Raw genomic sequence first — 21,161 nt, 5'->3', positions numbered from 1 at the left:
CGAGGACGGAACCTCCGGCGCGCAGGGCCTCAGCGGCGGACGGAACCTCCGGCGCGCGGGCTCAGCGGCGGACGGGACCTTCGGCGCAGGCCTCAGTGGCGCGGGGGCCGGTCCGTGGCGGGGCCCTCGTCCGGTACGACGGGATACGGGGCCGTGTCCTGGTCCTCCGGCCGGCTCTCCGGCCGCCGCACCGGGGACGGCCCCGTGTACGGGTCCGGCTCGGGCTCCGGCAGCGGACTCGTCTGCACGGAAGGCCCCGGCTCCTGCGTCGGCGGCCACGTGTCCGGGTTCTGCGAACCGGGCGCGGTGTACGGCTCGTCGGCCTGCCCGCGGGCAGGGCGGCGCCCATCACCGTGCCGCCCCGACATCAGCACCGCACCCAGCAGCATCAGCACCGCGCCACCCGCCGCGTACGCCACGCCCCACTGCAGACCGGAACCGTTGCCCGCGACCGTCAGGCTGCCCGCCGCCTCCCCCTGGCGCACCATCCACAGCACGGTGAACCCGAGCGTCACGACACCCGCGGCCGCCACCAGCAGCCGCGACCGCAGCACCACGCCGATCACCGCCAGCAGGGCGGCGAAGAGGAAGGCGAGCAGCACCGAACTCAGTGGTCCGGGCCGGCCGCCGGTGATACCGGTGAACAGTTCGTCGATCCGGTAATGGCGCCCGAGACGGCCGTCGTACCAGTGACGGAAGGGGCTCAGCACGGCCGCCGCCGCTCCCGCGAGAGCGAGGAACGAGCCGAGGACATTGCGGATCATCATCGGCCTCCTGCGGGTGCGCGGACCCGCGTCACGGATCTGTACCGCTCCCGCCCTCGACGCTACGCCGGGCCTGTGCCCCCCGCATCCTTGCGCTACGGTGTCGCGCGGTCGTTCGACCACAGCAAGACAACAGCAAAGACGGACAAGAACAACGGGCAAGAACAACGGACAAGAACAACGGGCAAGAACAACGGACAAGAACACAAGGGGGGCTGCATCGATGATGCGGCAGCACATAAAGCTTTCCGCGGTACTGGTCGTGGTGGTACTCGCACTCACCGGCTTCTCGACCTCCAGCCACGGCGGCCGGAGCGGCAAGAGCAAGAGCAGGGGATCGAGCAGCAGCAGCAGCGGTGGCGGCTGCTCCAACTCCAAGAAGAGCAACGGCAGCTATCACCACAACGACTACGACGACAACGACTACGGCTCGTCGAGCGGCTCCTCCGGCAGCGCCGGCTACGAGACGCCGGCCCCGAGCGCCGACGCCTCGGACGCGCCCCAGGCGTACGTCTTCCGCTGCGCCCAGCCCCGCAAGGGCAAGCGCAAGGCCGTCACCATCTCCACCGTCAGGCTCACGGCGAACGCCGCCGGATCGCACACCTACGAGGTCGATGTGACCTTCCTCGACGCGCGGGGCAACACCGTCGACACCGGTGAGGCGAACGTGGACGCCTCGGGCGGCGAGACCAAGACCGTCTCCGTGCGGATGGGCAGCCCGCGCAAGGTCTCCCGGGTGAAGAAGTGCCGGGTCGAGGCCGAGCTGAGCTACTGACCTCGGTTACCGGCCTCGGGTACCGGCCTCAGCCACCCGCCTTGACCACTGGCCTCTCAGCCACTGACGTCAGCGCGTCCGGAACTCGTTGCCGCCCCGCCCCCGGAACAGCTCGGCCTGCCGCTCCGGCGGCAGGTTCCCGAGTGCGATCAGGTGCGGGGCATGGGCCATGGCCTGTGCCCTGGCCGCCTCCTTCGCGGACCACACCGCCCGCACCGTCCCCTGCACGCCCTCCGTCGGGTACGAGGCGATCACCCCCGCGGCCCGCAACGCCGCCTCCACCGCTTCGCCGGGCGCCGTCACCTCACTGACCAGCCCGGTCTCGTACGCCCGCCGGGCCGTGATCCGCTCGGCCGTACCCATCAGGGACATCCGGGCCACCTCGCCGAACGGCATCCGCTGCGCCATGGAGATCGCCTCGTACGCGCTGACCATGCCGTACGTCGTGTGCGGGTCGAAGAACGTGGCCTCCTCGGACGCGATCACGAACTCCGCCTCGCCCAGCAGATAGAACGCCCCGCCGCAGGCCATCCCCTCCACGGCCGCGATCACCGGCTTCCACAGGCTGTTCGCCTTCGGCCCGATCGCGATCAGCGGATCGTCGATCGTGTACGGGGACGAGGGCTGCGGCACCTCCACGTCCCGGTCGATCCCCGTACAGAAGGCCCGGCCGCCCGCACCGGTGACGACGACGGCCCGTACCCCGTCGTCGAAGCGGAACGCCCGCCAGGCGGCGGACAGTTCGGCGGCCGTCGCCAGGTCGATCGCATTGAGCCTCTCGGGCCGGTCGAGGGTGACGAGCGCGACCCCGGTCTCCTTGTCCGTCTCCGTCCGCAGCGTCATCGCCGATCACCTCTCCAGCAGCCAGCGCACCAGTGTCGCGCCGGAACCGGCCGGGCAGAACACCGCCCGCACCGGCGCCCCGATCCGCAGCCGCCCCGGATCGACCGAGTCCAGCGGCGCGTCCGGACCGCTCACCACATTCCCCACCAGCCGGATCTCCGGGGCGTCGGCCAACTCGACCACGACGGCGTTGTACGGGGCCTGCGCCGCGTACGCGGGCAGCAGCGGCGGATGCGGCAGCACGTACGACCAGATGCGGCCGCGCCCGCTCATCGGCCGCCACTCGCTCGCGAAGGACTGGCAGTGCGGGCAGCACGGCCGGGGCGGGAAGCGGAGCCGCCCGCACTTCGGGGCGGCGCACGCCTGGACACGGAGTTCGCCGCGGGCCGCGTACTCCCAGAAGGGGGCGCCGTCCTCGTCCACGACGGGCATCAGCAGTGCGTCCATGTCGCTCCTCAACTCCTCAGCAGTACGGCGGAGGTGGGCACGCCCTCGCCGGCGGTGACCAGGCACGTCGCGGCGTCCGGGACCTGGGCGGTGGAGGTGCCGCGCAACTGCTTCACGCCCTCGTTGATGAGGTTGAAGCCATGCACATACGCCTCGCTGAGTCCGCCGCCCCCGGTGTTGATGGGCAGCCGCCCGCCGCTCTCCAGCGCCCCGCCCTCGGTGAACGCGGCACCCTCGCCGCGCCCGCAGAAGCCGTAGCCCTCCAGGGAGAGCGGGATGAGCGGGGTGAACGCGTCGTAGATCTGCGCGACGTCCACGTCGTCGGGGCCGAAGTCGGCCTGCTTCCACAGCTGCCGGGCGGCCGTCCAGGCGGGTCCGGTGAGCGGATCGTCGTTCCAGTAGTTGACCATGCCGTGGTGCTGGGCGGGCAGCCCCTGGGCGACGGAGTGGATGTAGACCGGCTTCCGCCGGCAGTCGCGGGCCCGCTCCGCCGAGACGACGACGCAGGCCAGCGCGCCGTCCGTCTCCAGGCAGTTGTCGAAGAGGCAGAGCGGCTCGCTGATCCAGCGCGAGGTCATATACATGTCGCGGGTCAGCGGCCGCTCGTACATCACGGCGTCCGGGTTCTGGTTGGCGCGGTTGCGGCAGGCGAGGGCGACGTTGAAGAGATGGTCGCGGGTCGCCCCGTACTCGTGCATGTACCGGCGCGCCAGCATCCCGATCTCGTCGGCCGGCCGCAGCAGTCCGTATGGCCGGGTCCACTGGGCGGGGGTGGGCAGTTGCACGGCGGTGTTCTTCCAGGGCCGGGGCCCCGAACCCCGCTTCCGCGACCGCCAGGCGACACCGACGCCCGCCTGCCCGGTCGCCACGGCCGCGGCGAGATGCGCGAGCGTCGCGCACGAACCGCCGCCCCCGTACCCCACCTTGCTGAAGAAGGTGACATCGCCCGCCCCGATGGCCTTGGCGATCTCGACCTCGTCGGTCTCCTCCATCGTGTACGAGGCGAAGGCGTCCACCTCCGAGGCGGCGATGCCCGCGTCGTCGAGCGCCGCGACGATGGCCCGGCAGGCCAAGGTCTTCTCGGATTCCGGGAGTTGCTTCGCGAAGGGCGTCTGCCCTATGCCGGCTATCGCCGTCGCGTCCTTGAGCGCCGCCACCGCCACCTCCGAGACCGCCATGACTGCTGACAGCGGCTGAGGCTACAGCTAATCTGACGGATAGTCAGCTACTGCGTCAGAGAGGGCGGCCGATGCGCGGCGACGAGGAGTGGGGCAGCATCCCCGAGCTGGTACGGGCGGCGGCGCGGCGGTACGGGGACCGGGAGGCGGTCGTCGAGGGCCGGACCCGGATCTCGTACGCCGAACTCGGCGACCGTGTCGAACGGGCCGCCGCCGCCTGCATGGCCTCGGGCGTCCAGCAGGGGGACCGGGTCGCGGTCTGGGCCCCGAACACCCTGGACTGGATCGTCTCCGCGCTCGGCGCCGTCACGGCCGGAGCGGTCCTCGTGCCCCTCAACACCCGCTTCAAGGGCACGGAGGCGGCGTACGTCCTGCAACGCAGCCGGGCGAAACTCCTCTTCGTCACGGGCACCTTCCTCGGCACCTCGTACGTGGCGTCCCTGCGCCGCGCAGACATGCCCCTCCCGCACCTGGAACGGGTGGTGGTGCTGGCGGACAGCGCCCCCGACGACTACATGACCTGGAAGGACTTCCTGGCGGCGGGGGAGGGGGTGTCCGGCGCGGCGGTACGGACCCGGGCCGCCGCCGTCGAACCCGCCGCCCCGTCCGACATCATCTACACCTCGGGCACCACGGGCCGGCCCAAGGGAGCCGTCATCACCCACGCCCAGACCCTGCGCTGCTACGCGATCTGGAGCGAGCTGGCGGATCTGCGCGAGGGCGACCGCTATCTGATCGTGAATCCCTTCTTCCACACCTTCGGCTACAAGGCGGGCATCATCGCGTGCCTGATGCGGGGCGCGACGATGGTTCCGCAGCCGGTGTTCAACGTGGACACGGTCCTGGCCAACATCGCCGCCGAACACATCTCGGTCCTGCCGGGACCGCCCACCCTCCACCAGTCCCTCCTGGACCACCCGGCCCGCGACGCCCACGACCTCTCCGCCCTCCGCCTGGTCGTGACGGGCGCGGCGGTGGTCCCGCTGCAACTGGTGGAACGCCTGCGCACGGAGCTCGGCATAGCGACGGTCCTCACCGCGTACGGCCTCTCCGAGGCGAGCGGCATCGTCACGATGTGCCGACGCGGCGACCCCGCGCGGACGATCGCCGCGACGTCCGGCCGGGCGATCCCCGGCACGGAACTCCGCGTCCTGGCCGCACCCGGCACCCCCGGCGAGGTGCTGGTCCGCGGCTTCAACGTGATGCGGGGCTACTTCGAGGACCCGGAGACCACGGCCGCCGCGATCACCGCCGACGGCTGGCTCCACACGGGCGACGTGGGCGTCCTCGACGAGGACGGCAATCTCCGCATCACCGACCGGATCAAGGACATGTTCATCGTCGGCGGCTTCAACGCGTACCCCGCCGAGATCGAACAACTCCTCGGCCTGCACCCGGACGTGGCCGACGTGGCGGTGATCGGTGTCCCGGACCCCCGCCTGGGCGAGGTCGGCAAGGCGTACGTGGTCCGCAGGCCCGGCGCGACGGTGACGGCCGACGACCTGATCGCCTGGTCGAGGCGGGAGATGGCGAACTACAAGGTCCCGCGGGCGGTGGAGTTCGTGAACGGACTGCCGCGCAATGCCGGCGGCAAGGTGCTGAAGGGGGAGCTGCGGGGGAGGGGGGCCTGACGGGCCGGACCGTCCTGGGGCGCTCGACGAGCGGCCCCGGCGACCGGTGCGGATCCGGCGGGCTGTTCGTCGTACACGACGAAGGCGACGAGAGCCGGTCCCGGTCCCGGTCCGGTCCCGGTCCCGGTCCCGGTCCGGGTCCTGTGCCGGTTCCGATCCCGGTTCCTGTGCCGCGGCGAGGTGCGGCGGGCCCGGGGGCTCCGTGCGCGCGAGGCCGCGAGTGGGGTCGGTGGTGAGCCCCTGGGCCGGAAACCGTGCGGTACGGGTACGGGAGAGGGCCCGAGCCATCGGCTCGGGCCCTCTCCGCGGACGTGCGACGGCCGCGACGGCTCCCCCTCCGCGCCGCCGCGGCCGCTCCCCCGCCCAGTGAGGCTTTTATGCCTTCTCGGAGCCCGCGTGGTTCTCCTGCGTCCTGAGAAGGTCCTTCGGCGTGCTGCCGGCGTGGTTCTCCAGAGTCGTGACGTCTTCGCTCACGCTGCCCGCGTGGTTCTCCAGCGGCTTGACGGTGCCGTCACCACTGCTCGGGCTGCCGGCGTGGTTCTCCTGCGTGGTTGCGGCACCAGTCTTGGGCTTCAGTGCGTCGCTCATGCCTGTCAACTCCCAGAGATCTTGCTTGCTTGTCGGCAATGCCCGTCCGGCGACTCCCCCGTGGGCCGCCGGACGGGCGTATCAGGGCCGTTCACCCTAGCGGTGTGGTCCCCCGTGCAACCCGCCTGCCCCCCGACGCGACGGATCGATGGGCTAAAGACTGACGAGTGGCGATAAACGTTCGATGAACGCCGACGGTTCGCCGCCGGTGGCGGTGGCTCAGGCAGTGGTGCTGACCGGGGCGAGGAGGGCCCGTACCTCGTCCGCCTCAGCGGCCCCGAACTGCTCGTGGATGGCCAGCGCCTCGGTCCAGCATGCATGTGCCCGGTCGATCTGGCCGAGGCGTTCGAGGGCGTGTCCCAAAGTAATCAGGACGTTGCCCCGCATCCATTCGCCTCCGATGACACGCAGAGCCAGTGCCTGTTCCGCGTGCTGGGCCGCCTGCGCGGGGCGCCTGTCGGCCAGATGCGCTTCCGCCATGCGGTAATGGGTCGAACCTTCCCAGAGCCGTTGCCGGTTCCCCTGGAACACATGCAGTGCTTCGTCGAGCTCCTTCAGAGCCTCACCCGGCCTTCCGGCCTGAGTGAGTGCGATGCCCAGCGCGAAACGGCCGTTGGCCGTGCGCAGGCTCAGCCCCATTTCGTCGAAGATGGCTGTGCCCCGCTGGGCAAGTTCCACCGCGCTCGCCGTGCGGTTCATGTTCACGTGGATGCGCGAGAGGTTGCACAGCGCCGACGCCTCGCCGACCAGGTTCCCGTCCGCGCGGTAGTTGTCTATGGCCTCTTGGAGGAACTTCTCGCCCTCCGCGTGCCGGCCCTGGTAGAACGCGATGATTCCGCGGTCGTTGGGTGCCCAGCACGCGGGGATCGGGTCCTTGGTGCTCTTGGCCAGGGCCATCGCGTGCAGAGCTTCCTCGTCGGCCAGCGCGAAACGGCCGGAGACGAGGTAGACGGTCGACAGCGAAGCGCGGGCCCGCGCCTCGGAGCGAGGGTCGTCGGCGGCCTTCGCCGCGTCGCGCAGGGCTGCGCCCGTGGCCTCGTACTGACGTGAGTTCGCCCCCGACTCCGCCAGGTCCTTGGCTGCGCACAGCAGATCGACGGCCCGCCGCAGCATCCCGCGCGAAGCGCTCTGATGGGCGCAGGCGAGCAGCGAATCGGCCTCGACGTACAGCCAGTCCACCGCTTCGTGCCCGTCGGTGAATTCGAGCCCCGGGTACTCGGTGGCCACCAGGTGGGCGACAGCGCGATCCCCCGGCCGCTCCAGCGCGTACACCCCCGCCGCCGTCGCCAGATAGAAGTCCAGCAGCCGCGACAGCGCGGACTCGCGCTCCTCCGGTGACTGTTCGTCCCGTTCGGCGCAGGAACGCGCGTAGAGGCGCACCAGGTCGTGGTAGCGGTAGCGGCCCGCGGCGGCCGACTCCAGGAGGCTGGTGTCGACCAGGGCCTCCAGCAGGTCCTCCGCCGTGTGGGCCTCCAGGTTGAGCAGGGCCGCCGCCGCGGCCAGGGAGATGTCGGGGCCGTCGGCCAGGCCGAGGAGGCGGAAGGCGCGGGCCTGGGCGGGCTCCAGCTGGCCGTAGCCGAGTTCGAAGGTGGCCTTCACCGCGAGGTCGCCGGCCTGGAGTTCGTCCAGGCGGCGGCGTTCGTCGGCGAGTTTGGCGGCCAGGACGGAGACCGTCCAGGTACGGCGGGCGGCCAGGCGCGAGGCTGCGATGCGGATGGCCAGGGGGAGGAAGCCGCAGGCGGCGACCACGTCCAGGGCGGCCTCGCGCTCTGAGTTGATGCGCTCCTCGCCCACGATGCGGGTGAAGAGCTGAAGCGCCTCCTCCGGCGACATCACGTCCAGGTCGACCAGGTGGGCGCCGGCCAGGTCGACCATGCGGACGCGGCTGGTGACCAGGGCCGCGCAGCCCGCGGTGCCGGGGAGGAGGGGGCGGATCTGGGCCGCGTCGTGGGCGTTGTCGAGGAGGACCAGTATGCGGCGGCCGTCGAGCGCGGACCGGTAGAGCGCGGCACGTTCGTCCAGGGAGTCCGGGATCGCCGTGTCCGCCGTGCCCAGGGCGCGCAGGAAGGCGCCGAGGACCGTCTCCGGGTCGGCGGCGCGTGCGCCGGCACCCTGGAGGTCCACGTACAGCTGGCCGTCCGGGAAGTGCTGGCGCGCCTGGTGGGCGACGTGCACGGCGAGGGTCGTCTTGCCGACACCGCCGATGCCGGCCAGTGCCGAGACGGCCATGACCGAACCTTCGGCGGTCGCCAGCCGGTCGCCCAGCTCGCGTACGAAGGAGGCGCGGCCGGTGAAGTCCGGGACGGTGGCCGGGAGCTGGGCGGGGCGCATCGGTGCGGGGGCCGGGGCCGGTTCGTCGGCCGGGCGGGCCAGCTCCTCGTCGGCCTGCAGGATGCGCTGCTGGAGCTGGGAGAGCTCGGGGCGCGGGTCGACGCCCAGTTCGTCGGCGAGCAGCCGACGGGTGTCCGCGTACACCGCGAGCGCCTCCGCCTGGCGGCCGCTGCGGTACAGGGCGACCATGAGGAGTTCGCGCAGCCGTTCACGCAACGGGTGCGCGGCGGTGAGCGCGGTCAGTTCGGAGACCGCCTCCGCGTGGCAGCCGACCTCCAGGTCCAGGTCCAGACGGGTCTCGGTGAGCTGGAGCCGCCATTCCTCCAGCCGAGTGCGCTGATTCTCGGCGTACGGGCCGGGCACGGAGGCCAGGACCTCGCCGTCCCACAGGCCGAGTGCCTTGTTGAAGAGGGTGCGGGCCTGGCCGCGGTCACCGCCGGCCCGGGCCTTCTCCGCCTCCGCCGCCAGCTCCTGGGCCGTGGTCAGGTCGAGGGCGTCGCGCCTGGTCCGGATCGCGTACCCACCGGCGTCGCTGACCAGCGTCTGCGGGTCGAGGACCTTCCGGAGCCGGGAGGCGTACGTGCGTACGGCGGCGAGCGCCTGCGAGGGCGGGTCGTCGCCCCAGATGGCGTCGATGAGTTCGGAGGCGGTGGCCGTGCGGCCGCCGCGCAGGAGCAGCGCGGTCAGCAGGGCGCGCTGCTGCGGCGAGCCGGACGGCAGCGCCTCGCCGCCCCGCCAGGCCCGTACCGGGCCGAGCACGGAAAAGCGCAGATCGGCGCCGCCGGCCGATCGCTGTTGCGGAGCGCGCTGCTCCGGAACATGCATGCGCGGCCCGTTGTCACGGTCCATTGCTGCCCCCTGCCCTGCTCGCCCCGCCGGTCCTGCCGATCGTGCTGGTGCTGTCTGTTTCGGATTGCCCGCCCCTGTGCCGGTCGGGGTGGGTGGATCCGGATTGCTCGGTACCGCTGGTATCGCGCTCAACAGTCTGCCTTGTCAGGGGCGTACACGTCAGCAGTGGGTGACTCTCTGCACAAGCCCTCGACAACGATTGCGGGGCGGGAACGGGTACGGATAGCTGACGGTTCGTCAGATCGACGCTACCGTGGAAGGCATGGAGACCTTCCCGAAGATCATCTCGGTGGACGACCACACGGTGGAGCCCGCTCATGTCTGGCGGGACCGGCTCCCGTCCAAGTACCTCGACCGCGGCCCGCGGATCGTTCGCGCACCGCTCAAGGAAATGACCTTCATGGGCGGCAAGTTCGCGCCCGTAATGGGTGCGAAGGGCGACGACGGGCCGGTCGGCGACTGGTGGGTGTACGAGGATCTGCACCGCCCGCTCACCCGGCTCGACACCTCGGTCGGCTACGACCGGGACGAGATCAGACTTGAGGTCATCACGTACGAGCAGATGCGTCCGGGCTCGTTCTCGGTCCCCGACCGGCTCGCCGACATGGACGTCAACCACGTCCAGTCCGCCCTCTGCTTCCCCACCTTCCCGCGCTTCTGCGGTCAGACCTTCACCGAAGCGAAGGATCGCGAGCTGGGGCTGCTCGGGGTGCGGGCGTACAACGACTGGATGGTGGAGGAGTGGTGCGGCCCCGAGGCGCGGGGCCGGCTCATCCCGCTCACCCTGATCCCGCTCTGGGACGCCCGGCTGGCCGCGGACGAGGTCCGCCGGAACGCGGCGCGCGGTGTGCGCGCGGTGGCGTTCTCCGAAATACCTCCGCATCTCGGGCTGCCGTCCATTCACACGGACGAGTGGGATCCGTTCCTGCGGGCCTGTGACGAGACGGGCACGGTGATCGCGATGCACATCGGCTCGTCCTCGAAGATGCCGTCCACGTCGGCCGACGCCCCGCCCGCCGTCGGGTCCACCATCACCTTCGCCAACTGCTGCTTCTCCATGGTCGACTGGCTGATGAGCGGCAAGTTCGAACGCTTCCCGAACCTCCGGATCATGTACGCGGAGGGTCAGATCGGCTGGATTCCGTACATCCTGGAACGCGCCGACGTCGTCTGGGAGGAGAACCGGGCCTGGGGCGGTGTCGCCGACAAGGTCCACCGTCCGCCGTCCGAGCTGTTCGCCGAACACGTCTACGGCTGCTTCTTCGACGATGCCTTCGGGCTGAGGAACCTGGACGCGATCGGCGTCGGGAACGTCCTGTACGAGACGGACTACCCGCACTCCGACTCCACCTGGCCCAAGTCGCGCGAGGTCGGCGAGGCGCAGATGGGGCATCTGGCCGCTGATGTCGTGGACCGGATCGTGCGCCGCAACGCGATCGAACTGCTCGGGCTGACGGACGACGGGCTCTGGGCGGGGCCCGGGGGAGGGCGATAGGGGGTGCGAAGGACGTGACATCCGGGGGGTGGGGTGTCACGTTCCTTTCGGTGTGTGGGTTCTCGGCCTCGGTTGGCCGGAGGTGACGGTGGGGTGCGAAGGACGTGACATCCGGGGGGTGGGGTGTCACGTTCCTTTCGGTGTGTGGGTTCTCGGCCTCGGCCGGTCGGAGGTGACGGTGCGGTGCGGTGCGGTGCGGAAGAACGTGACACCCGGAGGCCGAGGTGTCACGTTCCTTTCGGTGTGTGGGTTCTCGGCCTCGGCCGGTCAGAGGTGACGGTGCGGTGCGGTGCGGAAGAACGTGACACCCGGAGGCCGAGGTGTCACGTTCTTTTCCGACCTGCGGGACCTTGGGAGGGTCAGACCCTGGTGACCGGCTCCTGGAGTTCCGTCACCCACTTCTCCTGGTCCTCGGGGCACTCCAGGCTGACCTCACGGGCGTACCCCGCGGACCGGTAGCCGTTGGCGTCGATCCAGCGGGCCAGGGCCTGGGCCGTCGGCAGCACGCCGTCCATCGAGCCCCGGTGCACCGCGGTCGCCGCCTCGAACGGGGGCAGCTCGACCACCGTGATCCCGGTGTCCCCGAGCGGGCCCAGCGGGGCGGAGACCGTCACTCCGGCGTGGACGACGACCGCACCGCCGCCCTCCGGGGCATCCTCGTAGTGCGCGATCCCGGGGCCGCTCGGGCTGACGCCCACCGTGCCCAGCAGCGGGAAGAGCCGGTCGTACAGCGGGCCGATCACCGGAGTGATGTCCTCCGGTTCGAAGCCCGCCGCGGTGCCGGTCAACTCGGCGACCCGTACCGCTGCGACGTTCTTGACCACCACATCGTCCGCAGACATGTGTCCCTCGCTCTCGATCGACCGGAGCCTCGCCTCGACCTGCGCGAGCCGCGCGGCTGCCGCCGCCATGGCCTCCTCCAGCTCCGCCCGCCGCAGCCGCAGCATCCCGCGCAGCTCCTCCGTCCCCACCTGCTCGTCGAGGATGGCCCGCACCTGCTGGAGCGTGAAGCCGAGGTCCTTGAGAGCGATGATCCGGTTGAGACGGGCGAGCTGGGCGGCGCCGTAGAAGCGGTAGCCGGTGGCAGGGTCGGTGCGGTCGGGGTGCAGGAGCCCGATGGCGTCGTAGTGGCGCAGCATCCGGGCCGACACCCGTCCGTACCGGGCGAAGTCTCCGATGGTGAACATGATGGCTCCACTGCACTGCTTCACACGGTGTCAAGGTCAAGCGCCGCGGTGTCGTGGCGCCGAAGCGCCCCGGCGCCCGCTTTCCGGAAAAGGCAGGAGCCCCGTTCCCCGCCGAAGCGGAGGAGCGGGGCTCCTTGGGTACTGCTAGCCGGCCGCGATCGGCCGACCCGGGCAACTAGGCCGGGGTGACGTTCTCAGCCTGCGGACCCTTGGGTCCCTGAGTGACGTCGAAGTTCACGACCTGGTTCTCCTCGAGGGAGCGGAACCCGGACGCGTTGATCGCGGAGTAGTGAACGAAGACATCCGGGCCGCCGCCGTCCTGGGCGATGAAGCCGAAGCCCTTTTCAGCGTTGAACCACTTGACGGTTCCGGTAGCCATAAGCCCTCCTTGGGCCAAAGGGTTGCCCTGCTCCAGAACCTGCAAAGAAGTCTGAAAACTACAAAAGCCTGCGGGTTACATGCTCCGCAGGCTCTGTACTGCAAGGGAAACCAAACTGCAACTTGCGTCGAGCCTAGCACGCAGCGTGTAGGGAAGGGTAGAGGGAAAGATCACTTCACCCGGATGTTTGATTGACGTGGCGACGACCTGACGAAGTGGCTGTCCCGGAGGGTGTCGTGAAGGCGTCGCGGAGGCGTCTTCACGGGGTACGGCAAGGCTTCGGCGGGCTCCCCGGGGGCGGCCACGGGGGAGGCGCGGGGGCGACACCGCGCGTACCCGGTGCCGCCCGGACGGCACCACGGGTCTAGCCTCCCGATGTGGACAATTCAACCGTCTCAACCGTCGCAGGCGACGACCGTCGCAGCAGGCCGCGCGTCGGCCACATCCAGTTCCTGAACTGCCTTCCCCTGTACTGGGGGCTGGCGAGAACCGGAACCCTGCTCGACCTGGAGCTCTCGAAGGACACCCCGGAGAGGCTCAGTGAGCAGCTGGTCAGGGGGGATCTGGACATCGGCCCCATCACGCTGGTCGAGTTCCTCCGCAACGCCGACGACCTGGTCGCCTTCCCGGACATCGCGGTGGGCTGCGACGGGTCCGTCATGTCGTGCGTGATCGTGTCGCAGGTGCCGCTGGACCAGCTGGACCGGGCCCGGGTCGCGCTCGGCTCCACCTCGCGCACCTCCGTGCGCCTGGCCCAGCTGCTGCTCGCCGAGCGGTACGGGGTCAGCCCGGACTACTACACCTGCCCGCCGGACCTCGGCGTGATGATGCAGGAGGCGGACGCCGCCGTGCTGATCGGCGACGCCGCGCTGCGCGCCAACCTGCACGACGCGCCCCGGCTCGGCCTCCAGGTCCACGACCTGGGCCAGATGTGGAAGGACTGGACGGGGCTGCCGTTCGTCTTCGCGGTCTGGGCGGCCCGCAGGGACTACCTGGCGGCCGAGCCCCACCATGTGGGCAAGGTGCACGAGGCGTTCCTGGCCTCGCGGGACGTCTCCCTGGAGGAGGTCACCAAGGTCGCGGAGCAGGCGGCGCGCTGGGAGGCCTTCGACGCGGAGGTGCTGGAGCGGTACTTCACGACCCTGGACTTCCGCTTCGGCCCGGACCAGCTGGCGGGCGTACGGGAGTTCGCGCGCCGGGTCGGTCCGACGACCGGCTTTCCGGCGGACGTGAAGGTCGAACTGCTCGGCGGCTGACGCGCGACGGGGCGAGGCGGGGCAGGGCGCTCGCCGGCGCACCGGACGAGGGAATGGGCCGGGGTATAGGTGAATCCCGTACTTCCGGGGCGGATATCGCTTCCCGCCCCTTCTCCCGGTCCTTCTCCTTCTCCGGCCTTCTCCCGGCCCGGCTATCGAATCGATTCGGGTTAATACGCGTCGAATAGTCGATTCCCGGATGGTGTCCGAGGTGAGTCCCGGTCGTGTACCGGAATCGCTCGGGTGAACGACGCATTCACGCCTTTTGTTGTGTCGAAAGCCGTTGTTCGTTCCCTTGGGGGTGAAATCGGCGGATGGTTTCCTCTGTGACCCGATGACCTTCGCCCCCTAGGCTTCGGTCGGAGGTCCGGCCGGTCCACAGGGGGAGTCCACATATGCAGCCGCTGGAAGCCGGAGAACCGCTGACCATCGGTGCCTACCGATTGCTCGGCAGGCTCGGTGCGGGCGGCATGGGCCGGGTGTATCTGGGGCGCAGCGCGGGCGGACGCACCGTCGCGGTCAAGGTCGTGCACCCCCACTTCGCCCTCGACGAGCAGTTCCGGGCTCGCTTCCGGCGCGAAGTGGACGCGGCCCGGCGGATCGGGGCGCAGTGGACGGCGCCGGTCCTGGACGCCGACCCGGATGCGCCCATTCCGTGGGTCGCCACCGGCTACGTGGCCGGGCCACCGCTCTCCGCCGCGGTCGCCGAGCACGGGCCGCTGCCCGAGCACGCGGTACGGACGCTGGGCGCCGGACTGGGGGAGGCCCTCGCGGCGGTGCACGCACAGGGCGTCATCCACCGTGACGTGAAGCCGTCCAACGTGCTGCTCGCCCTCGACGGCCCCCGGCTCATCGACTTCGGCATCGCCCACGCCATCGGTGCCACCGCCTCGCTCACCTCCACCGGGGTCTCGGTCGGCTCGCCCGGGTACATGGCACCGGAGCAGATCCGGGGTGTGGAGATCTCGGGCGCGGCCGACGTCTTCTCGCTCGGCGCGGTGCTCGCGTACGCGGCGACCGGTGCCGCCCCCTTCCTCGGCGACTCCTCGGCCGTACTGCTCTACAAGGTGGTGCACGAGGAGCCCGAGCTGGGAGAGCTGGACGGGGAGCTGCGGGACATCGTCGCCGGGTGCCTGGAGAAGGATCCGGAGGACCGGCCGACGCCGACGGAGCTGGCCCGGCAGCTGGCGCCGGGCGGAGCGGCCGCGCTGGTGGCGGCGGGCTGGCTGCCCGGCCCCCTGGTGCGCGAGGTCAGCCGGGCGGCGGTCGCGCTGCTGGACCTGGAGCCGCAGGACGCGCCGGTGCAGTCGGGGCCGGTGCCGTTCAGCGGTGCGGCGTGGGGCACCCACGGTCCCCACCGTGCGGAGGGCGGGAACGGCCCGCACGGCGGGGGCGGTGCGGGCGGTGGATTCGGCCCACCGTTCGAGCCGTCCCCGTGGCACGAACCGACCCGGCCACCCCGGCCGAACGCGCCGCCCTCCTGGCCCGCGACCGCCGGGGCGGCCGACGCGGCCGGGGCGACGGGATCATTCGGGCCGGCCGGGGCGTCCGGGCAACGGGCATCGGAGCACCGTTTCTCCGCCACCGTCGGCGCGGACTCCGGCCCGCCCCGCCCCGATGCGCACCGCGGCCGGCGGCTGAGCTGCACCGTCGCCCTCGCCGTGGCGGGCGCGCTCGCCGCCGTGACCGTGGGCAGCGCGTACCTCTTCGACCTGATGCCGGGCGGCCGCGACCGGAACACCGCCGGGCACGGCGACGGTGTCCGCACACCGGGCGCCACGCCCCCCACGGGATCCCCGCGCCCCTCGGACTCGGACTCGGGCACGGGTGGCGCCGGTGGCACGGACCAGGTCACCGAGGTCCCGAAGGAGTTCATCGGTACCTGGAAGGGCCCGCTCACCGAGAAGACCACCGGGCAGTCGCACGGCACGCTCACCGCCGTGTTCACCGCCGGGAAGAAGGGCGCGGACGTGGTCCGTATGACCACGGAGGTCTCCGCCCTCGGGCTGACGGTCCGCTGCAACAGCGTCGCCCGCCTCTCCTCCGGTACGGAGCAGGAACTGGCGCTCCGCGAACGTGCCGACCCCACGCGCCCCAGCGACCCGACCCTCTGTACGTCCACCACCACCGATGTCCACTTCACACGCGCCGCCGACGGGACCCTCGGTTTCCGGTCCGAGGAGAGGGCCGCGGGACTCCCGTACGGCACGCTCAGCCGGTCCGGCAGCTGACTCCGACAGGCGCTGGCGTAGGGTGAACCGGTCCGTAGATCCGTTGAAAAACCGCCGAAAGGTGACAGCCCGGTGACCGAGAAGGCCGACCTTCAGCCCATCCTCGACCGAGCCGCCGAGGGCGGTCGGATCACCCCGGAGGAGGCGCTCGACCTCTACCGGTCGGCGCCGCTGCACGCGCTGGGCGCGGCCGCCGACGCCGTACGCCGACGCCGATACGCCGGTACGGAGCACATCGCGACGTACATCATCGAGCGCAACATCAACTACACGAACGTGTGTGTCACGGCCTGCCGGTTCTGCGCCTTCTACGCCGCGCCCAAGGACACCGCCAAAGGCTGGTCCCGCGATATCGACGACATCCTGCGCCGCTGCGCGGAGACGGTCGAACTCGGCGGTACGCAGATCATGTTCCAGGGCGGACACCACCCGGACTACGGCGTCGAGTACTACGAGGAGCACTTCTCCGCCATCAAGAAGGCGTACCCGCAGCTGGTCATCCACTCGCTGGGCGCCTCCGAGGTCGAGCACATGGCCCGGATCTCCGGGGTCTCCGCGGAGGAGGCCATCCAGCGCATCCACGCCGCCGGTCTCGACTCCTTCGCGGGAGCGGGCGCCGAGCTGCTGCCGGCCCGGCCGCGCAAGGCGATCGCTCCGCTCAAGGAGTCCGGGGAACGCTGGCTGGAGATCATGGAGGCAGCGCACCGCCTCGGTGTCGAGTCCACCTCCACCATGCTGATGGGCACCGGCGAGACCAACGCCGAGCGTATCGAGCACCTGCGGATGATCCGCGACGTACAGGACCGGACGGGCGGCTTCCGCGCGTTCATCCCGTACACGTACCAGCCGGAGAACAACCACCTGAAGGGCCGGACGCAGGCGACGCTCTTCGAGTACCTGCGGATGATCGCCATCGCCCGGATCTTCCTGGACAACGTCGCGCACATCCAGGGCTCCTGGCTGACCACCGGCAAGGAGGTCGGCCAGCTGTCGCTGCACTACGGCGCCGACGACCTCGGCTCGATCATGCTGGAGGAGAACGTCGTCTCCTCGGCCGGCGCCAAGCACCGCTCCAACCGCCTCGAAATCATCGACCTCATCCGCAAGGCGGGCCGGGTCCCGGCGCAGCGCGCCACGACGTACGAGCACCTCGTCGTGCACGACGACCCGGCGAACGACCCGGTCGACGAGCGAGTGGTCTCGCACATCTCGTCCACGGCGATCGAGGGCGGCACGGCCCACCCGGAGCTGAAGCTCCTCAACGCCAACTAGCCTGCCCATGCTGACGATTCACGCCGCCGACGCGGTGCACGGTGCCCCGGACGGGGTGGACTCCGTGGCCGTGGACGGCGGGGTGGTCGTCGCCGTCGGTGCGTACGCGGAGCTGACCGCCGACCGTCCGCGGGCCCGGATCCGGCGGTGGTCCGGCCTGATCACCCCGGGACTGCTGAACGCCGCGGCACCGGCGCTGCTGGAGGCCGCCTACCACCCGGATCCACGCGAGGCGGACGCGCTCGGCAGCGAACCGCTCACCGGCGACGCCCTCGCCGCGCTCGCAATGGACGACGCCCGCTGGGGCGCGAGTGCCCGGCGCGGGCTGCAACGCATGCTGCGGCACGGCACGACCGCCGTCCGGGGCCCCTTCACCCGCCCCGCCGTACGCACGGCGGTCGCCCGCTCGGGACTGCGCGTCCACGCGCCGGGCCCGGCGCCGGAACCCGTCTCGCTCGACCCGTTGGCGTCCGTGCCGGAGCCGGCCGACGTGTTCGCGGCGGCGCCGGCCGTCGGCGCACCGGCGGATCTGGCGGTGTTCGCCGTACGTGACGGGGCGGCGCTGCGCACCGCAGGCGCCGGTAGCTGCACGGCGACGGTGCTCGGCGGACGGCTGGTCTTCCGCCTCAGCTGAGACCGGGGGCCGTCACGGTACCGACGGGCCGCCCAGGTAGTGGCCCTCGGCGTCGTACGGCCAGGCGTTGGAGACGCACCCCTTCAGACCGTAGATCTGCTGCATCATCGCGGGGGCGGGGCGGCCCTTGCCCGGACAGGTCTCGTGGCCGTGCCCCAGCCAGTGTCCGACCTCGTGGTTGATGATGAGGGCCCGGTAGTCGGCGAGCGGGCCGTGGAACTCGGGCGATCCCTGTTGCCAGCGCTTGAGGTTGACCATGACGTCGGTGCCGACCCGGCAGTTGACCTCGCCGTGGGTGTCGAGGCCGCTCTGCCCGCAGATGGCGTCGGTGGTCCGGGGGGTGGCGATCCGTATGACCAGTCCCGCGGGGCCTTCGGCGACCTGGCGGAAGGTGTGCTCGCCGTGGTGCGACCAGCCCCGCGGCGCGGCGAGGATGCGGGCGATCTCGGCGGCGGCCCGGTCGGGGTCGACGCCCGAACCGTCCTCCACCTCGACCCGGTAGGCATTGCCCCTGCCCTTGCCGGCACCCGGGGCGTCCTTGCCGGCCCCCGCGGTGCCCGAGACGCCCGCGCGGGCGACGGTGAACCTGCCGATGCCCGCCGGACTCCCGGACGCGGACGGCTCGGCCGCCTTCTCGTCACCGCCGCCGCCCCACCGGGGCCCCACCACCGCGGCGGCGCAGATCAGCGCCACCGGGACGAGAACGGCGACGATCAGCCGGCTCCGGCCCTGCTCCGGCCGGAACCGCCGGCGCGCACCTTGTGCGGACATCTGGGGTCCCCCCTGGCTCCCGGTGGCTCTGTGCTCCCCCTGTACTGAGGGCCGGTGGACCGAATCGGTTCAGTCCGCCCGCGCGTGAGTCACGACCGGCGCGAAGCATCGCAGACCGGGCTGCTTGAATGGGCGGGTGACCCGAGCTTCCCTGGACAAGCAGCCGCACGAAGTCGCCACGATGTTCGACGGCGTGGCGGCGAACTACGACCTCACCAACGACGTGCTGTCGCTCGGCCAGGCCCGGCTGTGGCGCAAGGAGGTCGCGAAGGCGGTGCACGCCCGTCCTGCGGAGAAGGTTCTCGACCTGGCCGCGGGCACGGCGACGTCGTCGCTGCCCTTCGCCGCGACGGGCGCGTACGTCGTGCCGTGCGACTTCTCCCTCGGCATGCTGCAGGAGGGCAAGAAGCGCAATTCCTGGCTGCCCTTCACCGCGGGCGACGCCACCCGGCTGCCGTTCCGCGACGAGACCTTCGACGCGGTGACGATCTCCTTCGGGCTGCGCAACGTCCAGGACACGGACGCGGCGCTGCGCGAGCTGTACCGGGTGACCAAGCCGGGCGGCCGGGTGGTGATCTGCGAGTTCTCGCACCCGACGTGGACGCCCTTCCGCACGGTGTACACCGAGTACCTGATGCGGGCCCTGCCGCCGGTCGCGCGCGCGGTGTCGTCCAATCCGGACGCGTACGTCTACCTCGCCGAATCGATCCGCGCCTGGCCCGACCAGGCCGGGCTCGCGGCGAAGCTCCAGCGGGCCGGCTGGTCGAAGGTCGCCTGGCGCAACCTCACCGGCGGTGTGGTGGCGCTGCACCGGGGTGTACGTCCCTGAAGCAGCACTCCGGTGACCTCCGTGGGCGGGAACCGGGCGATGGGCCAGGGTAGTTCCGCTCCCTCCGTGCGCAGCCGCGCGGAGGGCCGGAGCAGGGCCCGGCCGACATCGGGGAGCCCTTCGGGAGGTTGCCCGGCGGGCCCCCATAGACTGCACGGGACAGGTGCCGCGCGGCACGCGATTTCGAGTCTTCGGGAGATCCGACCGTGACCGAGCCCCTCTCCGGACACAGCGCGGATGTGATCGTCGTCGGGGCAGGCCCGGCCGGATCCACGACCGCGTACTACCTCGCCAAGGCCGGGCTGGACGTCCTGCTCCTGGAGAAGACGGCCTTCCCCCGGGAGAAGGTCTGCGGCGACGGCCTCACCCCGCGCGCCACCAAGCAGCTCGTCTCCATGGGCATCGACATCTCCGAAGAGGCCGGCTGGCTGCGCAACAAGGGGCTGCGCATCATCGGCGGCGGCGTGCGCCTCCAGCTGGACTGGCCGGATCTCGCCTCGTACCCGGACTACGGACTGGTCCGCAAGCGCGACGACTTCGACGAACAACTGGCCCGCCAGGCGCAGAAGGCGGGCGCGCGGCTGTACGAGCGCTGCAATGTCGGCGCCCCGATCGTCGACGACCGCACCGGCCGCATCACCGGCGTCAACGCGAAGCTCGGCGAGGAGAAGACCCCGGTCACCTTCCACGCCCCGCTCGTCGTCGCAGCCGACGGCAACTCCACCCGGTTGTCACTGGCCATGGGCCTGCACCGCCGCGAGGACCGCCCGATGGGCGTCGCCGTGCGTACGTACTTCACCTCGCCCCGCCACGACGACGACTACCTGGAGTCGTGGCTGGAGCTGTGGGACCGACGCGGCCCGCAGGACCGGCTCCTGCCCGGCTACGGCTGGATCTTCGGCATGGGCGACGGCACGTCCAACGTCGGCCTCGGCATCCTCAACTCCTCCTCCGCCTTCCGGGAACTGGACTGGCGCGAGGTACTCAAGGCGTGGTGCGCCTCCATGCCGGAGGACTGGGGCTACACCCCGGAGAACATGACGACGCCGATCCGCGGCGCCGCCCTCCCGATGGCCTTCAACCGCCAGCCGCACTACACCAAGGGCCTGCTGCTCGTCGGTGACGCGGGCGGCATGGTCAACCCGTTCAACGGCGAAGGCATCGCGTACGCCATGGAGTCGGGCCAGATCGCCGCGGACGTCATCGTCCAGGCCCACGCCCGCGCGACCCCGGCCCAGCGCGAACTGGCCCTCACCAACTACCCGAAGGTGCTCAAGGAGACCTACGGCGGCTACTACACGATGGGCCGCGCCTTCGTGAAGCTGATCGGCAACCCGAAGGTCATGAAGGTCGCCACCCAGCGCGGACTGACGCACCCGCTGCTGATGAAGTTCACGCTGAAGATGCTCGCCAACCTGACCGACCCCACGGGCGGCGACGCGATGGACCGGATCATCAACGGTCTGTCGAAGGTGGCCCCGAAGGCCTGAGCCGCCCCCGGACCGGCCACGGTCGTGCTCAGTCGGTGAGCGCGGCCGTGGCCGGTCCTTTTGCTGTACGTATGCCCATGGAGGAGCAGCTGTTGCTCCGTGGGCGCCGACGGCCGCCGTGGTGATTCGGTGCCGGCGCAGCGCCCATCCGCACACCGCACCACTGGCATCCGGTCAACTTCCGTACATCAAAGCCGCGTTCATCCCGCAA

General features: G+C 71.2%; 18 protein-coding genes. 9 read left to right on the top strand and 9 right to left on the bottom strand.

Going from position 1 to position 21,161, the window contains the following annotated elements:
* Positions 1-92: 92 nt before the first annotated feature.
* On the bottom strand, positions 93-764 hold the full coding sequence (locus ACIOMQ_RS03570; protein WP_402187933.1) for a hypothetical protein: 672 nt from the start codon (positions 762-764) through the stop codon (positions 93-95).
* Positions 765-987: 223 nt separating this feature from the next.
* Between ACIOMQ_RS03570 and ACIOMQ_RS03565 the strand changes: the two genes are divergently transcribed.
* Positions 988-1,539 (top strand): hypothetical protein, encoded by a 552-nt coding sequence (locus ACIOMQ_RS03565; RefSeq protein ID WP_401263126.1) that lies wholly within the window; start codon positions 988-990, stop codon positions 1,537-1,539.
* Between the two features lie 69 nt (positions 1,540-1,608).
* On the opposite strand, the gene ACIOMQ_RS03560 is transcribed toward ACIOMQ_RS03565, so the two are convergent.
* From ACIOMQ_RS03560 to ACIOMQ_RS03550, 3 genes are read right to left on the bottom strand one after another with little or no spacing between them, the layout of a single operon-like run.
* Positions 1,609-2,382: an enoyl-CoA hydratase/isomerase family protein gene (locus tag ACIOMQ_RS03560; protein ID WP_362195645.1), complete on the bottom strand. Its 774-nt coding sequence runs from the start codon at positions 2,380-2,382 to the stop codon at positions 1,609-1,611.
* A gap of 6 nt (positions 2,383-2,388) precedes the next feature.
* The gene (locus tag ACIOMQ_RS03555; protein WP_389791557.1) at positions 2,389-2,829 is read right to left on the bottom strand and encodes a Zn-ribbon domain-containing OB-fold protein; all 441 of its coding nucleotides are present in this window, start codon (positions 2,827-2,829) and stop codon (positions 2,389-2,391) included.
* 8 nt (positions 2,830-2,837) lie between these two features.
* Complete coding sequence (locus ACIOMQ_RS03550) at positions 2,838-3,986, bottom strand: lipid-transfer protein (protein ID WP_401263476.1); 1,149 nt, start codon at positions 3,984-3,986, stop codon at positions 2,838-2,840.
* Between the two features lie 92 nt (positions 3,987-4,078).
* Between ACIOMQ_RS03550 and ACIOMQ_RS03545 the strand changes: the two genes are divergently transcribed.
* On the top strand, positions 4,079-5,638 hold the full coding sequence (locus tag ACIOMQ_RS03545; RefSeq protein ID WP_401263129.1) for a FadD3 family acyl-CoA ligase: 1,560 nt from the start codon (positions 4,079-4,081) through the stop codon (positions 5,636-5,638).
* 375 nt (positions 5,639-6,013) lie between these two features.
* Here ACIOMQ_RS03545 and ACIOMQ_RS03540 read toward each other — a convergent pair whose 3' ends face one another.
* Both ACIOMQ_RS03540 and ACIOMQ_RS03535 read right to left on the bottom strand, forming a co-directional pair.
* On the bottom strand, positions 6,014-6,226 hold the full coding sequence (locus ACIOMQ_RS03540; protein ID WP_362195653.1) for a hypothetical protein: 213 nt from the start codon (positions 6,224-6,226) through the stop codon (positions 6,014-6,016).
* A 219-nt stretch (positions 6,227-6,445) separates the two neighbouring features.
* Positions 6,446-9,406, bottom strand: a complete 2,961-nt coding sequence (locus ACIOMQ_RS03535) for a BTAD domain-containing putative transcriptional regulator (protein WP_362195656.1) — start codon at positions 9,404-9,406, stop codon at positions 6,446-6,448.
* Between the two features lie 262 nt (positions 9,407-9,668).
* Between ACIOMQ_RS03535 and ACIOMQ_RS03530 the strand changes: the two genes are divergently transcribed.
* Positions 9,669-10,901: an amidohydrolase family protein gene (locus ACIOMQ_RS03530; protein ID WP_362195659.1), complete on the top strand. Its 1,233-nt coding sequence runs from the start codon at positions 9,669-9,671 to the stop codon at positions 10,899-10,901.
* 359 nt (positions 10,902-11,260) lie between these two features.
* Here ACIOMQ_RS03530 and ACIOMQ_RS03525 read toward each other — a convergent pair whose 3' ends face one another.
* Both ACIOMQ_RS03525 and ACIOMQ_RS03520 read right to left on the bottom strand, forming a co-directional pair.
* Positions 11,261-12,088, bottom strand: a complete 828-nt coding sequence (locus ACIOMQ_RS03525; RefSeq protein ID WP_362195662.1) for a MerR family transcriptional regulator — start codon at positions 12,086-12,088, stop codon at positions 11,261-11,263.
* A gap of 175 nt (positions 12,089-12,263) precedes the next feature.
* The gene (locus ACIOMQ_RS03520; RefSeq protein ID WP_003967102.1) at positions 12,264-12,467 is read right to left on the bottom strand and encodes a cold-shock protein; all 204 of its coding nucleotides are present in this window, start codon (positions 12,465-12,467) and stop codon (positions 12,264-12,266) included.
* Positions 12,468-12,844: 377 nt separating this feature from the next.
* Between ACIOMQ_RS03520 and ACIOMQ_RS03515 the strand changes: the two genes are divergently transcribed.
* The 4 genes from ACIOMQ_RS03515 (at position 12,845) to ACIOMQ_RS03500 (ending at position 17,860) form a co-directional block, all read left to right on the top strand.
* Positions 12,845-13,723, top strand: coding sequence for a menaquinone biosynthesis protein (locus ACIOMQ_RS03515; RefSeq protein WP_362195665.1), 879 nt, complete (start codon positions 12,845-12,847; stop codon positions 13,721-13,723).
* A gap of 395 nt (positions 13,724-14,118) precedes the next feature.
* Positions 14,119-15,954: a serine/threonine-protein kinase gene (locus ACIOMQ_RS03510; protein ID WP_401753645.1), complete on the top strand. Its 1,836-nt coding sequence runs from the start codon at positions 14,119-14,121 to the stop codon at positions 15,952-15,954.
* A gap of 72 nt (positions 15,955-16,026) precedes the next feature.
* A complete protein-coding gene (gene mqnC / locus ACIOMQ_RS03505; RefSeq protein ID WP_362195671.1) occupies positions 16,027-17,226 on the top strand; it encodes a cyclic dehypoxanthinyl futalosine synthase in 1,200 nt (399 codons plus the stop codon).
* Between the two features lie 7 nt (positions 17,227-17,233).
* Positions 17,234-17,860, top strand: coding sequence for a hypothetical protein (locus tag ACIOMQ_RS03500; protein WP_362195674.1), 627 nt, complete (start codon positions 17,234-17,236; stop codon positions 17,858-17,860).
* 12 nt (positions 17,861-17,872) lie between these two features.
* On the opposite strand, the gene ACIOMQ_RS03495 is transcribed toward ACIOMQ_RS03500, so the two are convergent.
* Positions 17,873-18,631 (bottom strand): DUF3152 domain-containing protein, encoded by a 759-nt coding sequence (locus tag ACIOMQ_RS03495; RefSeq protein WP_402187730.1) that lies wholly within the window; start codon positions 18,629-18,631, stop codon positions 17,873-17,875.
* A 136-nt stretch (positions 18,632-18,767) separates the two neighbouring features.
* On the opposite strand from ACIOMQ_RS03495, the gene ACIOMQ_RS03490 reads away from it, so the two are divergent.
* Entirely contained in the window at positions 18,768-19,460 is a 693-nt protein-coding gene (locus ACIOMQ_RS03490) for a demethylmenaquinone methyltransferase (RefSeq protein ID WP_362195680.1), read from the top strand.
* 206 nt (positions 19,461-19,666) lie between these two features.
* On the top strand, positions 19,667-20,950 hold the full coding sequence (locus ACIOMQ_RS03485; RefSeq protein ID WP_362195683.1) for a geranylgeranyl reductase family protein: 1,284 nt from the start codon (positions 19,667-19,669) through the stop codon (positions 20,948-20,950).
* The last annotated feature ends 211 nt before the right edge of the window (positions 20,951-21,161 follow it).

The sequence above is a fragment of the Streptomyces sp. NPDC087845 genome (assembly GCF_044742755.1).
Classification (GTDB): domain Bacteria; phylum Actinomycetota; class Actinomycetes; order Streptomycetales; family Streptomycetaceae; genus Streptomyces.
The sequence above is the reverse complement of the archived record's forward strand: the minus strand, read 5'-3'. Positions and strand labels throughout refer to the sequence as shown.